Below are 18,192 nucleotides of genomic sequence, written 5' to 3'. Positions count from 1 at the left end.
CACTGCGAAATTAACTCTGACCCCTTTTTAAATTAACTCTGACCCCCTTTTTCTTACATGTCTTTTAGGAGGTCTTCGAAGTTCGAGAAATCGTCTTCTTCTTCTTGTAATTCCTCTTCGGTTTTAGCTTTGACTTTGCCGTCTTTTACTTGGAATTCCAAGCGTTGGAAGTAAGCGTCTCTGACGAATAAGTACTGATCTAATGAACGATTCAAGGTTTCTTCTTGGTCCAGCAACGACGCTCTGGTTTCAAGGACCTTTACTACATTTGATGCAATAACATAGGGGTCTTCGATCACTGTCAATGGCCAATAAACATTGTCAACAATATCACCTGTGAAGCTTCTAAAGTCACTTGGGCCTAAGGCTGGCAACATCAAATACGGACCTGTGCCAACACCCCATACGCCAAGAACTTGCCCAAAATCTTCTTCTTTGCGCTCTAAACCCAACTCTGAGGCAACATCAAAAATGCCGACGATACCCACGGTGCTATTCACTAAGAACCGCCCTACACTCACCAGCGAGTCGTTCCCTTTGCCTTGTAGTAAGTTGTTCACGGCGCTTGCAGGTTCACTTAAGTTTTCGGACGCATTTAATAGACCGGTGCGCACAAACTGAGGTGTCACATAAATATAGCCCTTGGTTAGAGGCTTCACTAAAAAGCGATCAAGAATTTCATAGTTGAAGTCCCAAACAACCCTGTTAACCGGCTCAAAAGGATCGCTAACGCCACCTTCGTCTTGCACTTCAACTGCGCCTGCTTGCGCTTCAGTTGGCATTGGTTCATCGGCTTCTGATACTGCGGCACTGCTTGCGCACCCGCCCAAAATAATTGCGAAGCCTAAGGCCAATACTTTAAATGAATTTGTCACTGAACTTCCTCGTTAATGGTTAATTGAATCGACCTTAATTCGTCGATGACCGGCAAGCTACCCAGAGAACCTTGAAGCTCACCAGGGCTTGTCATCACATCCTCGTCCTTGGATATACGGGCAGTTATAGTGACTTGTTCAGCATTTTTCAATGAAAAATTTGTAATCATTGCATCTGCTGTCGTTAAATCTACGCTGATTGGAAAGCTAGGCAATCGCAGTCGTTTAACCGCTAGAGGCATTCTAGCGCCAGAATTGGCATCCTGAGCGAAAACAATTAAAAAACCATCATCAGGAAGCTTGGCTTTTAATGCGTCTGCAATAGATACTTCGACTCTGAACCCTCTTTGAACATCTAACTGGCTATCAGCAGATTCAGCGGGCTGAACTCCTTGTGGTGCACCATTCAAGGCTAGTAGAGTTTCAGGCGCTCCCATCTTTCTCAGCTGCTCCACTAAAGAAACGTAGAGGGTACTGTTAGCCGATAATTGGTTTTTAATTAAAGCAAAATTCTCAAATGCAGTGTCTGCATCATTTAATTGCGCGGCTATCACAGTGAGCAGCAATCGATAATCCCTATTTTGAGGGTCAACTTGCGTTAGATAAACCACCTGCCTAAGCGCATTTTGTAAGTTCTCTTCTTCACCCATCATCATTAGCGCTTGCGCATATTTCATCCGCATAGCTTGGTCATCTGGACTCAACGCTAAGGCTTTATCGAACGCTTGGGAGGCTTCTTCGCTTTGACCCAAGGTCATTCTGAGTCTACCTAACCATTGCCAACCATTCACATCATTTGGGTCTTTACGCAATTGTTGACGAATAACTAACGCATACTTATTAAACTCTTCCGCCGCCACGTTATCTGCTTGCTGCACCAAAATACGTTGGCTAAGTGCCTCTATATTATCGGTGGCGTCGACCAAATCCTTCAAACCCGACAACTGATTGGCATCGTAATAAGTCCATGCACCGATCAATAATGCCGGAACAGCACCTATAATTAAGGGTATTTTCGCCGAACGTGCTGCGATTGTGGTCTTTTCTGCTTCTTCTTGCTGTGCTTGTTGAAACGCAGATTCTTCGGCTAAGGCTAGTTTCATCTCATCAATGGCAGTTTGCATTTCATCTGCATCAATCAGACCTTCTTTGGCCTCTCGTTCAATTTCTTCGATACGTTGTTTAATGACGTTCGCATTGGATATTTCAAAGCGACGCTTGGCATTTCTATCCTTAAACCACGGGTAGGCAACAAAGCCCAGTGCGATTACAGCGAATAAAAAAGAATATAGATAGAAACTACTCACTATTCATCCTTTAGAAGTTTGTCAGCAGCATCAAGTTTCGCTGCGATATCTTGTTGAGGTACTTCCGTCTTACGACGATAAATAAACACGCCCATCATCACGAAGGCGAAAATCACAGGTAAAGCCCAAAGCCATACTGTCACTGGTGTAACTGGCGGTTGGTAATATACAAAGTCGCCATAACGCTCTTTCATAAAGTCGATAACGTCTTGCTTTGAATTCCCCTCTTTCAAAAGGTTGTATACTTTGCGACGCATATCATGAGCAATCATCGCATCAGAATCAGCAATATTCTGGTTCTGACACATCGGACATCGCAAGACTGCGGTAAGTTCTAAGAATGTTTTACGATCTTTAGGGTCTTCAAAGGCATAATTTTCATCGTAATCTTTTACATGAGAGACACCAGTAGAGGAAGCCGTATTATTGCCACTGTCTTCTTGCGCGCTAGCAGGAAAGCATAAAGCCAAGCAATAAAAAGCAGCGAAAAGCACCGAAAATCGTTTAAAAGTGGATATTTTCATCTAACTCCCCACTTCATCAGTATTTTTATGGATCAACTCACCCATCTCAGTGAGTACCGGTACGAATTTGTTTCGCCATACTCTATCGTTAATATCACCAAGGTGGTGAACACGGATCACACCTTCCTTATCAACTAAAAAGGTTTCAGGCGCGCCGGTCACACCGAGGTCGAGTGATGTGTCTCTATAAACATCGAAAATATTGAATGCGTAAGGGTCACCATACTTTGACAAGGTAGTGAGTACTTCAGAACGCACGCGCTGGATTGTCTTAGTACCAAAGTCAGGGTCGAGGTCTTGATCATAATACAAGCCAACGACCCGGTATCCTTGGTCTTTCAAATCTTCTAAATAAGGCAGCTCAATTGCACATGTTGTGCACCATACACCCCAAACATTTATCAAGGTTACCTGTTCTGCAAAGATGTCATTATTATAAGTAATAGTTTCATCCATCAGATCAGGTAGTTGAAAGGTAGGAAAGGTTTTCGCTAAGGCTTCTGATTCTCGTTCTCGCGGGTCTGAGTATAAACCTTGAAACAAGAAAATGGTCAGTCCTAAAAATAATGCCAAAGGCAATAGAAACCAGACAATACGTTTCATTAACTAGGCTCCTTAATTTCTTTCGTCATGACTGGTGAAGCGTCATCACCTGAACTAGCTTTGTTTTGTTTAGCGCCTGACACCATACTTTTCCACTTCGCCATCTTTTTGATCCGATACCGCTTGTCTGACATGGAGAAAATGCCGCCAATACACATAATGAATGACCCGCCCCAAATCCAAACCACAAAAGGTTTATAATAGAGTCTCACTGCCCAACCGTTGTTCGATAGGGGTTCTCCGAGCGCGACAAACAAGTCTCGGGTAAAGGTAGTATGAATACCTGCTTCAGTCATTGAGGTGCGCTGAACCGGATAAAAACGTTTTTCTGGTTCTAAGTGATTAACAAACTCACCGTTTTTGTACACATCAAAAATGCCGCGGTCAGCCGTATAGTTCGGTCCCTCGACTTGTTCGACACCTGTAAATTTGACCGTATAATCGGCAATTTCAACGGTATCTCCGGCGTTCATGCGTACATCTCGCTCAAGCTCGTAATTACTAACCAACGTAATACCGATAAGTGTAACGGCAAAACCTACGTGCCCCAACACCATACCCCAATGACTTGGCGTTAACTTTCGTAGTGATTGAAAAAGAGACTCATCCTTCGTAGTGGAAGCAACGCGTTGTCTCACTTCTAGTACCACTGCAATTAGGATCCAAAAACTTAAGACCATCCCTAACATACCCATATAGGTGGGTTCGTCGTAGTTAAAGTTAATCAGGACACCTGCTGATAAACCAAGCAGCAGTGCGATTAAAAGTTGATTCTTCAAGGCGCTTGCACTTTGTTTCTTCCAGCGAGAGAGTGGACCAACGGCCATGAACATAACAAACGGTACAATTAATAGGGTAAACATTTGATTAAAGAATGGCGCACCTATTGAGATAGTGCCCATACCCAATTCTTTGTGAACAAGCGGTAGAAGCGTTCCTAGAAGAACGACGATAGTCGCTGCAACTAGCAACACGTTATTGCCCATAAGCATCATTTCGCGTGAAAAAATTTCATAACGACCAACGCTTTTGAGCTGCGAAGCTCGAATGGCGTAAAGCAATAAGGAGCCACCGATCACAATGACTAATAAGCCTAGAATAAATAAACCTCTAGACGGGTCGCTTGCAAAAGAATGCACAGATACCAGTACACCTGAACGAACCAAAAATGTACCGAGTAGACTTAAGGAGAAAGCAGCAATCGCGAGTAGTACAGTCCAAGACTTGAAGACTTTACGTTTTTCGGTCACCGCTAAACTATGCATTAACGCAGTACCTACTAACCAAGGCATGAACGATGCATTTTCTACCGGATCCCAGAACCACCAGCCACCCCAGCCAAGTTCATAATATGCCCACCAGCTACCCAGTGCGATACCGATCGTCAGGAAACTCCATGCAGCAATCGTCCATGGACGAGACCAGCGCGCCCAAGTCGAATCAAGTTGCCCGCCAATTAGCGCCGCAATAGCAAAGGCAAATGCGACAGAGAAACCAACATATCCCATATAAAGCATCGGTGGATGAATGATCATGCCAAAGTCTTGTAACAGTGGATTCAAGTCACGACCGTCAACCGGGAAGAACGGTAATAAACTATCGAATGGATTTGATGTCAGTAACATGAACAAATAGAAACCAATACTGACCATACCCAGCACGGATAGAACGCGAGCTATCATGGCCTGAGGTATGCCTTTAGAAAACAACGCAACAGCGACGGTCCATACTGCAAAAATCAAACACCAAAGTAAAAACGAGCCTTCATGCCCGCCCCAAACGGCCGTTATTTTGTAGTACCAAGGCAGAGCGCTGTTAGAGTTTTGCGCAACATACTGCACACTAAAATCATCTACGTAAAAAGAATAGGTTAGGCAAATGTATGCAAAAGCCGTGAATAAGAATAAGGCGAAAGATAAAGGCCGCCCCATTCTCATCATTGTTTGGTTATGGATTTGCGCGCCCCATAAAGGATAGACCGCTAATAATATAGAAAGAACAAGCGCAATGATGAGTGATATATTACCTAACTCTGGGATCATTAGTACCCTGCCTCCTCAGGCTTTACGTGTTTAATGCCTTTAAGCTGTTCTGCAAGCTCTGGAGGCATGTACTCTTCGTCATGTTTAGCTAAGACTTCATGTGCAACAATAAGGTTTTCCTTTTCAAGTATCCCAGTTGCCACAATCCCTTGGCCTTCACGGAATAAGTCAGGCAGGCTGCCATTGAATTGCACTGTTACTTTCGGGCCGGTATCCATTAAATCGAAGCTCACAGCCAGCGTTTCCTCATCTCGAGAAACTGAGCCTGGCACGACAAGACCACCGATACGTAAGCGCTGACCCACGACAGGTTTTTGTCCGGTTTTCGCTTTACCTTCAACAATTTCAGTGGGTGTGTAGAAAACATCAATTGAATCCTGCAATGCATACAGCATGAAACCAATAGATGCGACAAGCAAAACACCGATAGAAGAAACAGCAAATAAACGTTGTTTACGCCTTGGGTTCATTATTCATCCTCATTTTCAATAGATTCTATTCTGCGTTTTTCTCGCATTTTATCTTTCCGTGCCGCACGAGCAGCCAGAATACGTTCCGCTCTCGCTCTTTCCTTTTCTACGCCCTGCTTAATCTTTTTGCTCATAAACAAACTGTGAAATAGTATTGCCGCCATGCAAATGAAGGTGAGACCAAAAGACATCCATACGAAAAAGGCATAGCCTCCCATATCAAAAAACGCAGCCATGTTTTCAAATTTGAAGTCCATCATCGACCTCCTCGTGGTTTATCACTGTCACCTAATATTTTATCGCCTCTTCTGACCTTTTCAGGACGGATGACGCCAAACATTTTGGCTACCCACGGACGATGCATGTTTCTTAAAATAATTTCATTTTTCATTCGAATCAGCGTTACCCACCCAATAAAAGCGGCGAAGCCTAAGATACAAATGAGAAGAGGCCATAACATTGGCTCTGCAATCGATGGCTTACCAATTTTGGTGATACTGGCCCCTTGGTGCAGTGTATTCCACCACTCTACCGAGAAATGAATAATGGGAATATTGATTACGCCAACCATTGCCATTACACCCGCCGCTTTGCCAGCTTGTTGCTTGTCTTCAAAAGCAGCGTATAGGGAAATAACACCGAGATAGAGGAACAGCAGAATAAGCTGGGAGGTTAAACGAGCATCCCATATCCACCAAGTGCCCCACATAGGCTTTCCCCAGAAAGAACCAGTAAACAGAGATATGAGTGTCATCACCGCACCGACTGGCGCAATGGCAACCATGAACATAAAAGCCGTGCGCCATTGCCATACAACGCCGACTAAGGCACCAATCGCCATTGCGACATAAGCCCCCATTGCGAGAATGGCACTAGGCACATGAATATAGATAATACGAAAAGAGTCACCTTGCTGATAGTCTGACGGTGCGAAGCCCAAGCCCCAAATAATACCCACAACTAAACTCACCACTGCAACGATGGCGAACCAAGGAAGTAAAATACTGCAAAGCCAATAAGCTTTTTCTGGTTTAGCGAACGAATTAATCCATTTCCACATTAATTTTGACTCACTCTTAAAGAATACGCGACTGCCATTGGAGACAAGGCCACGGAAATCAGCAGCAATGATGCGATAGTAGCAAGTTGCTGATGATAAGGTAATAACATTGAAGCCGATTCAATTGCCGAAGTGGCAAAAATCAACAACGGTATAAATATCGGAATTAACAACAACGCGAGTAACACACCGCCTTTTTGCAAGCCAACGGTAAGCGCAACACCGATTGCGCCCACGAAACTAATGAGAGGGGTGCCAAGTAAAAGCGTCAGCATTAACGCAACATACATGTCCATTGTTAAGTTTAAAAACAAGGCTAACAAAGGCGAAATTAGAAAGAGCGGAACAATGTGCATCAACCAGTGCGCTAGTACTTTCACTACCACGATCAAATACAAAGGCGTAGGCGACAAAATGTATTGTTCTAGGGTGCCGTCGGCGTAATCATCGCGAAACATTCGTTCCATGCCCAATAGCAAAGACAAAATGGCGGCAACCCAAATGATTCCGCCACCAATGCGTTGCAGAGTATCCGGACTGGGACCGACAGCCAGTGGAAACAAAGTGATCACCAAAATGAAAAACATCAAGGGTTGCATCAACTCTGCTAATTGGCGATAAGCCAAGGAGATGTCTTTTTTAAAGATTGCGATTAAGGCTGACCCTACCATTGGTATTCCAAATGCATATTCGTCATGGGGTAATCAATATTCAGACTCTGGTGTGAGGTCATTAAAACGGCCCCACCTGACTTTAGGAACGCCGTTATTTTGTCTTCCAACATAGCAATAAAATTGACATCCAGTGCTGTAAAAGGTTCATCGAGCACCCAAAGGTTTGCGTAACTTTTTAACCATAGCTTGGCGAGCGCCACCCTGCGTTGCTGTCCAGCCGATAAGTTTTTTAACGCGATATCTTCTAAGCCAGTTAAGCCGAGTTCGTCTAAGGTCGACGTGATCGTGCCTATATTCGTTTCAATATTTTGTTGGTGGCACCACGACTGAAGGTTCTCGACCGGGCTCATCAATTGATTCAAACCGAGTTTATGACCGAAATACAATAACTGCTCGCTCGCACCATTTATGTCTTTGTGAACGTCGATAGTATTGATTTTTACGTATGTTTTCTGATTCTTTAGAGATGTTTCGTGTTCATCATCATTAAGGTCGTTTGGGTCAAACTCATTGTCGACGTCATCGAAGGTATTTTTGCTAGGCATACCGAGCCCAACGAGGATCCTTAAAAGGCTCGTTTTGCCCGCGCCATTCTCTCCAGTCAGGTAAACAAGTTCACCGGGAGAAACAGATAAATGAAGGCCTGAAAACAATGCGCGGTCGCTTTTTTCACACGAAATGTTGTGTGCTAATAAAACTGACAAAAATAAACACTCGTTTCTACATGATAATCAACGGGATAGTAGCACAATATTTGCCGTATTTGCGCCTTTAATCTGGTATAAACGTATGAAAATACCGATGCTTTTGACAGACATCAATTGTCGATAAAGCGTGGTTGCTTTTTAGCCTTAGCGGCCGATAATAGAGTAATGTCTGATTTAAACCCAGTAACTAACCAAACCAATGCACTTGCTCGTGGTAGCGAGAATACGGCTGTAGGCGCAAGAGACTCTGGGAATCAGTCTAGTTTAGCTGTAAATAACGCTATTCGCGTGGTGGTTACCCAAGTAACAACTAACACCGTAACCTTGAGCAACCAACAGAACAAGCAAAGTTTGCAGTTGTCTACCAAGTCACTGTCACAAACTCTCGATACTGCAAACATTAAACAAGGGCAGGTTTTTGACCTAGTTAAACTGCCGAACAAAGCCAACACTTACGCTTTGGTTGCAAGCGCCATAAACAATGCATCATCCACGACGACAAGCGCAATAAGTTTACAACAAGCCTTGAATGGTAAATTACCCAAGAGTGTATTGTCGAACACTGTTAGCGTAAACGACAATCAGCTCAACAATGTGATTGCAAAGTCAGCCAGCGCCGGCAACTTGGGCATAAACGGGAATTCAGTCATTGCCATTGCGGGCAGAGTCATCAATATTGCTGCTAATCAAGTCAGTATTAGTTTCCAAATCCCGGGCTCAAACTTGCCACCACAGCAAGCAAGATTGACCTTAAGTCCGCAGCAAATCGCCGAATTAAAAACAAATAGCCAAGTGCAGGTGAATGTCGACGTCAGTACCAAAAAACCAAAAGTACTCTCTATCAATGTATTGTCTGCAAACGCACTTGGACAAGGGCTTGGGAAAACCCTAACATTGGACGCTCAGCTCACACGCCTCAATGCAAATACATTACCCACCAACTTGTTGAATGCTGCGCTATTGAGTTCTCTGTTAAGTAAGCAAGGAGCTAATAGCAATGTCGCGAGCAGCAGTTCTGCCTCTAGCGGAACGAGCGCAGGTTCCCCTAAACAAGTGATATTACCCCTAAATTCCAGCACCTTGTCGCAACTACCAAAATCTTTGCAGAATGCTTTTGCTCAAGTAAATGAGCAAGCGTTAACTAATGCCAGTAAAACACCCAGTGGCCTTACAAGTGACAATAATGTACTTGCAAACAAAGTCCTGTTCTTGGCCTTAGAGCCCGGTTTAAACAAAGGATCCCTGAGTGTATCGGTCATTGGGAATTTACGCCCTTCGGTGATTGAATTAAATCCAGTACAAGCCAAAACCCTACTTAGCCAAACTCAGCCGAGTGGATTAGAAGATAGTGCCGCTAATAAAAGCTCAGAAAGCAACCGCACTCAGCCGTCAAAACTGGTATCGGATCAACAAATTCAGCGCCAAATTAATGTGAATCAGTTAGGTTTTATTTCAAGCAAAGCGGATTTAGTCGGGAAACAAAGTCCACAGGTGGGCGCAGCTTTGAGTAAAGAAGTCGCTCAACAAGTGAATACTGCGAATTCAGAGAAATCAACAAGCGCACAAATTGATAATAAGTTTGACACGAAAACGAGCGGTGCTGCGCCAGTCGCTAACTTTCAGTCAGATAAACTGTTACAAGCGCTACAAAAGCAAGTCGCAGATACACTCAGTGCCATTTCAAGTATTCAATCAAATGCGGGTGAGTCGAGCAAGACATCCTCTCTACTGACACAACTAGCCAGTCAATTACGGGAACTTACCGTCGGTAGTGTGGCTGCAAACAAAGCAATTACCAGTAACTTGCAAAGCATCACGCAAGAACTAGGAAAGCAGAGTTTGCTGTTATCTGGATCGCAAACACAGGCATTGAACAACATAAATAATGCGATTAACGCCCTTCTTAACGAAAGCTTAGAAGAAGCCGGCATTGGTTCAGAACTTCGTCAGCTGTTAAAAACGGTACAAGAACAAATCCCGAAAGTAGACTCTATTGGCACCAGTATTGATGCTAGAACGATTCAAAATTTACTCTCAACGCCACTTAATCCGCCCCCTGTAAACGCAATTACAGCGACAGCGCAAGGCGGTTTTCTATCCGGGTTAGTGACACTACTGCAAGTCAGTTTAGCTTCAAAACTACAACGGCAATCCAATAAACAAGCGAGTAAGGCACAAGATCTTGTACCTGATTTGGTAAAAAGTTTGGTGCCTGACATCAGCAAGGTACAAAGTGCAAAACTCATGCAAGACTTTCGTCAGTTCGACTCAAAGCACGCATTGTCAGGAGAAATTGCCAAGATTTTATCAAGCCACCAACATCATAAATTGAAAAGCGCAGACTCTTCATTACAAGGCCAAGACCAGCTTTACTATGCGCTGCCCAATTTACTTAATCCCAAAGCAGATGATATCGAATTGCTCATAAAGCGTGAAAGCAGAGAAAACAAAAATGCAAAATCCGAACAATCAGCCTCATCTTGGTATCTCACCATGAAGTTAGATGTGGGAGAGCTTGGACAAATGCTAGCAAAAACTCAGTTACAAGAGAGTGAAATCAAACTGCAACTCTTCACATCTACCGAAGCACTGAAAATCAAAGCACTTGATACATTGCCTTATCTGCAAAGGCGCTTGAAAAGTCTGGGGATCGAATTGATCGAGAAAAGCTGTCAGATTGGAAAAGTACCGAAAAAGCTTCAGCCAGAGCACTATCACCTATTTGAGGCAAAGGTATGAGTGATCAACGAAAAGCCGTCGGACTCAAATACGCGCCAAACGAGGATAATTCACCGACGGTTATTGCAAAAGGTTTTGGCGAGCTCGCCGAAGAGATCATCGCTTTAGCGAAGGAAAATAATGTGCTAATACACGAAGATCCGTATCTTAGCGATTTGCTCGCGCGTATGGATCTAGGACAGGAAATACCCGAAAGCTTATATCATGTCATAGCCGAACTCATTGCATTCTCATATGTATTACAAGGTAAGTTTCCTGACTCTTGGGAAAACGTTCATCAAAAGGTGGATTTTACTGAATAAAATCGACTCTAAGCCGAAAAAAGCCTTTGTAGCTTTAATTTGAGTCAAAAAAAAATGGCTGAACAAAGTCAGCCATCGAAGGGGGTTGCGGGATTGCTCCATGCAACGCTAATGTGTTGAGCACCTAAAAAGATGCTCTATTTGGAGAGGTGTAAATATTCGCTTTTTTATTCGACTTCTGTAGCAGGTTCAGCGGCCACGTCGTCTTCTTTCTTGGTTTTTGGCAATAGAAGCTCTGCGCGAATGCGACCTTCAATTTCATTTGCCATATCAACATGCTCTTTAAGGTACTTAACAACGTTTGCTTTACCTTGACCAATTCGCTCGCCGTTGTAGCTATACCAAGCGCCCGCTTTCTCGACATATTTAAGCTTCACGCCTAAATCGATCAATTCAGCTTCCTTAGAAATACCTGCGCCGTACATGATTTGGAATTCAGCTTGTTTGAACGGAGGCGCGACTTTGTTTTTCACCACTTTTACGCGCGTTTCGTTGCCCACGACTTCGTCACCATCTTTAATAGCGCCAATACGACGGATATCAAGACGAACAGATGAGTAGAATTTTAACGCGTTACCACCGGTAGTGGTTTCAGGGTTACCAAACATCACACCAATCTTCATACGAATTTGGTTGATGAAAATACATAGCGTATTTGAACGCTTGATATTCGCCGTTAGCTTACGCAGGGCTTGAGACATTAGTCGAGCTTGCAAACCAACATGTGAGTCACCCATGTCACCTTCAATTTCGGCTTTTGGCGTGAGAGCGGCAACCGAGTCAACAATTACCACATCAACCGCGTTTGAACGCACAAGCATGTCGCAAATTTCAAGTGCTTGCTCACCAGTGTCTGGCTGAGAGACTAAAAGCTCGTCAATGTTTACACCTAGCTTTTCAGCATACACAGGATCCAAAGCGTGCTCGGCATCGACGAAGGCACACGTTTTACCTTTCTTTTGTGCTTCCGCAATAACTTGTAAAGTTAGTGTTGTTTTACCTGATGATTCTGGTCCGTAAATTTCAACCACACGACCACAAGGTAAACCGCCTATGCCTAAGGCAATATCGATACTAAGTGAACCTGTAGAGATGGCTTCGATATCCATCGCTTGGTTGTCACCAAGACGCATGATTGCGCCTTTACCAAACTGCTTCTCAATTTGACCAAGAGCAGCATCTAATGCGCGGCTTTTATTCTCATTCACGTTTTTGTCCTCTTTACCGGTTCTTCTCGCTGGGCTTGTTTTTTCTGCCTTCGGGGCCGATTTTTTTAACATGACATGCACTCCTGTATGCTTTTCGTTTTGTTGCAACAATGCTTTTTGCTTGCTGCGCTATTACGCTTTTGGGTAAGCTTTTGTGTAAGCTCTTAGTTAATGTCTTGCCAAATCCTCACCGCCTATCGTTTCATTCACAACACAGCCTGTTTTTGGCCGCTTTTTCATGATTTTCAACGATAAAGTGGTAGAGACAAATCAACACACCTAATCATTTATATCGCAAGTATACTGTATAACCATACAGTTGCAATACTGTATTTAAAAATATTTTTATGTTTATGAAAACAATAGATTTTTTGTTTTTGGGCTTATGATTCTTAAACGAAGTTAAGTTCATAGGCCCGGCACAATCAACAAAAGTACTGTATAGAATGCTCAGTTACCGCAACGAAGAGCATTATAATATTTTGTTAATTACGCTGAAAGTGAACTGTCGATCAGTTCTTGTAAAGAAAGGCTAATGGCTTGCTCTCTAACTTCTTGGCGGTCGCCATTAAAACAGCGAGAAAAGCTCGTCGTATGGTGTTGTGTTGCTATGGCAAACCAAACTAAACCCACCGGCTTCTGCTTACTACCGCCGCCAGGACCTGCGATTCCGCTAATCGCAACGCAATAGTCGGCCCTACTCTTCTGTAAACCGCCTTGCGCCATTTCACAAACAACCTCTGAACTCACTGCGCCGAATTCATTTAAGGTACTTAAGCTAACCCCCACTTCTTCATGTTTAGCTTGATTCGAATAAGTCACCCACGATTTCTCAAACCATTGTGACGAACCAGCCACTTCAGTAATAGCGAAAGCAACGCCACCGCCGGTACAGGATTCTACTGTCGCTACCTTTTCATTTTGGTGAAAAAGTTGCTCGCCAAGCTTAACTGCCAAGTGTTGAATATTTTTTGTTTTGAAGTTTTGCAAAGTACTGTTTATATCCGCTCGGTTTTCATTACAATAGCGCCCTATACTAAAGACATGAACTTGTCGCGACAATAAAAAATTCAATCAGGCTGTGTTGACTCTACATGCAAACAAATAAAAATAAGAAAAGCGCTAGCAGCGCGCCAGCAAACACACCAATGATGACTCAGTATTTAAAAATTAAAGCTGACCATCCTGATATCTTGCTGTTTTATCGCATGGGCGACTTTTATGAGTTGTTTTTTGATGATGCCAAAAAAGCAGCCAACCTTCTTAATATCTCTTTAACTGCTCGAGGAAAATCGGGTGGCGAGCCAATTCCTATGGCGGGTGTTCCCTACCACGCCGCAGAAAACTACCTAGCTAAGCTGGTTAAAATGGGAGAGTCTGTCGCGGTATGCGAGCAAATTGGCGACCCTGCTACTAGTAAAGGTCCAGTGGAACGCGCTGTGCAGCGCATTGTGACACCCGGCACAGTTACTGATGAAGCGTTATTAGAAGAAAACAAAGACTCAATATTGCTATCTGTTTGCAAAGAAAAAGACACATACGGGCTCGCATATATTGACGTTACGAGTGGACGTTTTCAGATCATTGATGCCGCTACCGACGAAGCCTTTCAAGCAGAAATGCAACGCATTCAACCGGCTGAAATTTTGTATCCTGAGCAATGCTCTTTTTTCCATCTAATAGAAAACTTCAAGGGATTACGCCGTCGACCTCAATGGGAATTTGATGCTGAAACAGCAAACGTAAAGTTAAACAGTCAATTCGGTACTAGCACACTAGATGGCTTTGGCATAAATACGCAGTCGGTTGCTATTGGCGCTGCCGGTTGTGTATTGCAATATGTGCAAGATACGCAGCGCACAGCTCTACCTCACATTCGTAAGATCAGTGAGAATCGCGCAGAAGAAGCGGTACTAATGGATGCTGCTACCCAGCAAAATTTAGAGCTCACTCGCACCTTGTCAGGAAAAGTAGAGAACACGCTATTTGCAGTGCTCAACCATACCTGCACAGCCATGGGTAGTCGATTGTTGCAGCGTTGGTTGCATCGTCCCATCACCAATAAGCACGAGCTGGTTTTTCGTCAAAATACGATTGCTGATATACAAGCCCACGATTACTCTGTGTTACAAGATTTACTCAAACAAATTGGTGATATAGAGCGAATACTCGCAAGAATGTCGTTGCGTAGCGCTCGCCCAAGAGACTTTTCGCGATTGAAAGAAGCGCTGAATGTGTTTCCAGAATTACAGCAATGGCTAGGTCACGCCGTATTAGCCGGTAGTGTAAGCGAAAATGGCACACCTTGTTTTACGACCTTTTCAGAGCAAATCAGTCATTACCCAGAAGCAGCTGAGCTACTCAACCGCGCTATTACTGATAATCCCCCTGTTGTGCTGCGTGATGGCGGCGTCATAGCGGAAGGTTATTCAGAAGAGCTAGACGAGTTACGTGCTCTATCTAAAGGAGCAACTGACTTTTTAGAGCAACTCGAGTTGCGAGAACGCGAACGCACTGGTATTCCCACCTTAAAAGTCAATTACAATAAAGTACACGGTTTCTTTATTGAAGTTAGCCGCGCTAATAGTGATAAAATTCCTGCTGAGTATGTGCGCAGACAAACACTTAAAAATAACGAGCGCTATATTATTCCAGAGTTGAAGGCGCACGAAGACAAAGTGCTCACCAGTCAAAGCAAAGCCTTAGCCTTAGAGAAAAAACTCTACGATTCGCTTTTCGATACTTTAGCGCCGTCACTTGCAGATATGATGCAAAGCGCAGTAGCAATCGCCACACTCGATGTCTTAACGAACTTTGCAGAACGAGCCGACGCGCTTAACTTAAGCAAGCCAAGTTTGGTCGAAGACAATAAAATATCCTACTCGGAAGGTCGCCACTTGGTTGTCGAAGAAGTCATGACTTCTCCATTCATTGCCAATCCGCTCTTCATGAACGACAGCACGCGTATGCTCATGATCACCGGACCAAACATGGGTGGTAAATCAACTTATATGCGTCAAACCGCTTTGATTGTGCTGCTTGCTTATATTGGGTGCTACGTACCAGCACAAGATGCCGAAATTGGCCCTATCGACCGCATATTCACGCGAATTGGGGCTGCCGACGACTTAGCTTCCGGGCGTTCTACGTTTATGGTCGAAATGACAGAAACGGCGAATATTCTAAACAATGCGACAAAGAATAGCTTGGTGCTGATGGACGAAATTGGTCGCGGTACCAGTACTTATGATGGCTTAAGTTTAGCGTGGGCCTGTGCTCAATGGTTGTCTGAACGTTTGCAGGCATTCACTTTATTTGCCACGCATTATTTTGAATTAACTGCGCTATCTGAGCAAATTGGGACGATCAGCAATGTCCACTTAAGTGCGGTTGATCACAATGATGAGATTCGATTTATGCATCAGGTTCAGCAAGGCGCTGCGAACAAAAGTTATGGCCTTCAAGTAGCAAAGCTTGCAGGTGTGCCGAAAGCAGTTATTAAAGCGGCTAAGCACAAGTTAAGTGAGCTTGAGCAAATTGATGCGCTTACTGCAAACGTGTCCAATTTAGAAGAAGCACCACTGCAAAGTACATCGCAAACGCTTAACAGTGCAACAAGCGACCCTTCAAGCAAGCAAATCAACGCAGATGATATCCCTCAACTACCACAACTCAGTATGAGTTTTGACGAACAGGAACATTGGCTAGAGCATAAATTACTGACTATCGACATTGATGATCTGAGCCCGCGAGAAGCCTTAGCCTTGATGTACCAATGGCGCAAAGAGTGTATTAGCAAGGATTAGCCGCAAAAAAAGATTGGCTTGGTGTAAGTAACCCTATTTCATCCCAACAAATGAAACACAATTTTCATTTACTCCGGCCCCTCTTTTTTAGTATACTATCCGCCCATCGAAGCACAGGTTCAATGTGCTAGTAAACCAAATTAATAGCCTTTCAAAACACAACACTATGTGGTGCTTTTTTCAGGTTTAGCTCAACCCAAGTATCTTAGGTTTTACATGACAAACTATATTTTCGTCACCGGTGGTGTTGTTTCATCATTAGGTAAAGGTATTGCAGCAGCATCCTTAGCCGCCATCCTTGAAGCTCGCGGCCTTAAGGTCACAATGCTTAAACTCGACCCTTACATAAACGTTGACCCTGGCACAATGAGTCCAATTCAACATGGTGAAGTTTTCGTGACTGATGATGGCGCAGAAACCGATCTCGACTTGGGTCACTACGAACGCTTTATTCGCACCCGCATGAGCAAGCGCAATAACTTCACCACTGGTCGCGTGTATGAAGAAGTGCTTAAACGTGAGCGTCGCGGCGATTACCTTGGAGCCACAATCCAGGTTATTCCGCATATCACGAATGAAATTAAGCGACGCGTAATAGCGGGCGCTGAAGGTAACGATGTTGCCATCGTTGAAGTTGGCGGCACAGTTGGCGATATTGAATCACAACCATTTATCGAAGCGATTCGTCAATTAGGCACAGAAGTGGGTCGCGAGCATGCGATGTTCATGCACCTAACCTTAGTGCCTTTCCTCGCTGCTTCTGGCGAAACTAAAACCAAACCAACTCAGCACTCGGTGAAAGAGTTGCGCTCAGTGGGTATTCAACCTGATATTTTGGTTTGTCGTTCTGAAGTACCACTACCGAATAATGAACGAGCTAAAATTGCCTTGTTCACCAATGTGAATGAAAAAGCGGTAATTTCTTTGCGCGATGCTGACAGTATCTACAAAATTCCAGCCGCTCTGAAAGCACAAGGTATGGACGAACTAGTCGTCAAACGCTTTGGCTATGACTGTCCTGAAGCAGACCTAAAAGAGTGGGAGCAAGTACTTTACGCTGAATCCAATCCTACTGGTGAAGTCAATATCGGTATGGTTGGAAAATATGTCGAACTGCCCGACGCTTACAAATCAGTTAACGAAGCGCTGAAACATGCTGGTTTGAAAAACCGACTCACAGTCAATATCAAATATATCGATTCTCAAGATGTTGAGAGTAAAGGCATTCATATTCTGCAAGACCTGGATGCTATTTTGGTGCCGGGAGGCTTTGGTGAACGCGGTATTGAAGGCAAAATTGCTGCTGCAAAATATGCGCGTGAAAATGACGTTCCTTATTTGGGTATTTGCCTAGGCATGCAAGTCGCCTATATCGAGTTCGCTCGAAATGTCGCTGGTATGGAAGGTGCCCACAGCACTGAGTTTGATCCTGAAACTCCTTTCCCAGTTGTTGGCTTGATCACCGAATGGCTGGAAGCTGACGGTAGCAAAGAGATCCGAGATCTTTCTACTGATTTAGGTGGTACTATGCGTTTGGGTAGCCAACTATGTCATCTCCAAGAAGGCAGCAAAGTAGCTACGATGTATGGCAGCACTGAAATACATGAGCGCCATCGTCACCGTTATGAAGTGAACAACAACCTACGTGATCAAATAGAACAGGCCGGACTGAAGGTCAGTGGTTTATCTACCGATAAGGCATTGGTTGAAGTAATAGAGCTAGAAGATCATCCTTGGTTTGTAGCGGGTCAATTTCACCCAGAGTTTAATTCTACGCCGCGCGACGGTCACCCTTTATTTGAGGGCTTTGTTGCAGCTGCAGGAACGTACTCTAGAGAAAAGTAGTCATTGTAATACAGTGACTGCGACACATTA

16 protein-coding genes are annotated in these 18,192 nt (G+C 44.0%); 4 read left to right on the top strand and 12 right to left on the bottom strand.

Translation table 11 applies throughout. From position 1 onward, the window contains the following. Positions 1 to 53 precede the first annotated feature (53 nt). Genes RM556_RS05160 through RM556_RS05115 form a run of 10 tightly spaced genes read right to left on the bottom strand, consistent with a single transcriptional unit; the run spans position 54 to position 8,259 of the window. The gene (locus tag RM556_RS05160) at positions 54 to 875 is read right to left on the bottom strand and encodes a VacJ family lipoprotein (RefSeq protein WP_311374042.1); all 822 of its coding nucleotides are present in this window, start codon (positions 873 to 875) and stop codon (positions 54 to 56) included. Beyond that, entirely contained in the window at positions 872 to 2,182 is a 1,311-nt protein-coding gene (ccmI, locus tag RM556_RS05155; RefSeq protein WP_311374041.1) for a c-type cytochrome biogenesis protein CcmI, read from the bottom strand. Before ccmI ends, RM556_RS05160 begins: the two co-directional genes overlap by 4 nt. Continuing rightward, complete coding sequence (locus RM556_RS05150; protein WP_311374040.1) at positions 2,182 to 2,706, bottom strand: cytochrome c-type biogenesis protein; 525 nt, start codon at positions 2,704 to 2,706, stop codon at positions 2,182 to 2,184. Before RM556_RS05150 ends, ccmI begins: the two co-directional genes overlap by 1 nt. Further along, positions 2,707 to 3,309 carry a redoxin family protein gene (locus RM556_RS05145; protein WP_311374039.1) on the bottom strand — a complete coding sequence of 201 codons (603 nt, stop codon included), beginning with the start codon at positions 3,307 to 3,309 and terminating at the stop codon, positions 2,707 to 2,709. It abuts the gene before it with no gap. Then, on the bottom strand, positions 3,309 to 5,351 hold the full coding sequence (locus tag RM556_RS05140; protein WP_311374038.1) for a heme lyase CcmF/NrfE family subunit: 2,043 nt from the start codon (positions 5,349 to 5,351) through the stop codon (positions 3,309 to 3,311). Before RM556_RS05140 ends, RM556_RS05145 begins: the two co-directional genes overlap by 1 nt. Next, the gene (gene ccmE, locus RM556_RS05135; protein WP_311374037.1) at positions 5,351 to 5,821 is read right to left on the bottom strand and encodes a cytochrome c maturation protein CcmE; all 471 of its coding nucleotides are present in this window, start codon (positions 5,819 to 5,821) and stop codon (positions 5,351 to 5,353) included. Before ccmE ends, RM556_RS05140 begins: the two co-directional genes overlap by 1 nt. Beyond that, positions 5,821 to 6,081 carry a heme exporter protein CcmD gene (ccmD, locus tag RM556_RS05130; RefSeq protein WP_311374036.1) on the bottom strand — a complete coding sequence of 87 codons (261 nt, stop codon included), beginning with the start codon at positions 6,079 to 6,081 and terminating at the stop codon, positions 5,821 to 5,823. The genes ccmE and ccmD overlap by 1 nt, the downstream gene beginning before the upstream one ends. Beyond that, the gene (locus RM556_RS05125) at positions 6,078 to 6,881 is read right to left on the bottom strand and encodes a heme ABC transporter permease (RefSeq protein WP_311374035.1); all 804 of its coding nucleotides are present in this window, start codon (positions 6,879 to 6,881) and stop codon (positions 6,078 to 6,080) included. Before RM556_RS05125 ends, ccmD begins: the two co-directional genes overlap by 4 nt. After that, on the bottom strand, positions 6,881 to 7,552 hold the full coding sequence (gene ccmB / locus RM556_RS05120) for a heme exporter protein CcmB (RefSeq protein ID WP_311374034.1): 672 nt from the start codon (positions 7,550 to 7,552) through the stop codon (positions 6,881 to 6,883). Before ccmB ends, RM556_RS05125 begins: the two co-directional genes overlap by 1 nt. Beyond that, positions 7,546 to 8,259 carry an ATP-binding cassette domain-containing protein gene (locus RM556_RS05115; RefSeq protein WP_311374033.1) on the bottom strand — a complete coding sequence of 238 codons (714 nt, stop codon included), beginning with the start codon at positions 8,257 to 8,259 and terminating at the stop codon, positions 7,546 to 7,548. The genes ccmB and RM556_RS05115 overlap by 7 nt, the downstream gene beginning before the upstream one ends. A gap of 168 nt (positions 8,260 to 8,427) precedes the next feature. Between RM556_RS05115 and RM556_RS05110 the strand changes: the two genes are divergently transcribed. After that, positions 8,428 to 11,001 (top strand): flagellar hook-length control protein FliK, encoded by a 2,574-nt coding sequence (locus RM556_RS05110; RefSeq protein ID WP_311374032.1) that lies wholly within the window; start codon positions 8,428 to 8,430, stop codon positions 10,999 to 11,001. Further along, on the top strand, positions 10,998 to 11,303 hold the full coding sequence (locus RM556_RS05105; RefSeq protein ID WP_311374030.1) for an EscU/YscU/HrcU family type III secretion system export apparatus switch protein: 306 nt from the start codon (positions 10,998 to 11,000) through the stop codon (positions 11,301 to 11,303). The genes RM556_RS05110 and RM556_RS05105 overlap by 4 nt, the downstream gene beginning before the upstream one ends. Positions 11,304 to 11,470: 167 nt before the next feature. Here the strand turns inward: RM556_RS05105 and recA are convergent, their stop codons facing one another. Further along, positions 11,471 to 12,511 carry a recombinase RecA gene (gene recA / locus RM556_RS05100; protein WP_311374085.1) on the bottom strand — a complete coding sequence of 347 codons (1,041 nt, stop codon included), beginning with the start codon at positions 12,509 to 12,511 and terminating at the stop codon, positions 11,471 to 11,473. Between the two features lie 489 nt (positions 12,512 to 13,000). Continuing rightward, positions 13,001 to 13,468 (bottom strand): CinA family protein, encoded by a 468-nt coding sequence (locus tag RM556_RS05095; protein WP_409220049.1) that lies wholly within the window; start codon positions 13,466 to 13,468, stop codon positions 13,001 to 13,003. Positions 13,469 to 13,605: 137 nt separating this feature from the next. On the opposite strand from RM556_RS05095, the gene mutS reads away from it, so the two are divergent. Together mutS and RM556_RS05085 are read left to right on the top strand one after the other, a co-directional pair. After that, positions 13,606 to 16,317 (top strand): DNA mismatch repair protein MutS, encoded by a 2,712-nt coding sequence (gene mutS, locus RM556_RS05090; RefSeq protein ID WP_311374029.1) that lies wholly within the window; start codon positions 13,606 to 13,608, stop codon positions 16,315 to 16,317. A 216-nt stretch (positions 16,318 to 16,533) separates the two neighbouring features. Further along, on the top strand, positions 16,534 to 18,162 hold the full coding sequence (locus RM556_RS05085) for a CTP synthase (RefSeq protein WP_311361445.1): 1,629 nt from the start codon (positions 16,534 to 16,536) through the stop codon (positions 18,160 to 18,162). Positions 18,163 to 18,192 lie beyond the last annotated feature (30 nt).

It is taken from the genome of Alteromonas sp. W364, assembly GCF_031846205.1.
GTDB lineage: Bacteria > Pseudomonadota > Gammaproteobacteria > Enterobacterales > Alteromonadaceae > Glaciecola > Glaciecola blandensis.
The sequence above is the reverse complement of the archived record's forward strand: the minus strand, read 5'-3'. Positions and strand labels throughout refer to the sequence as shown.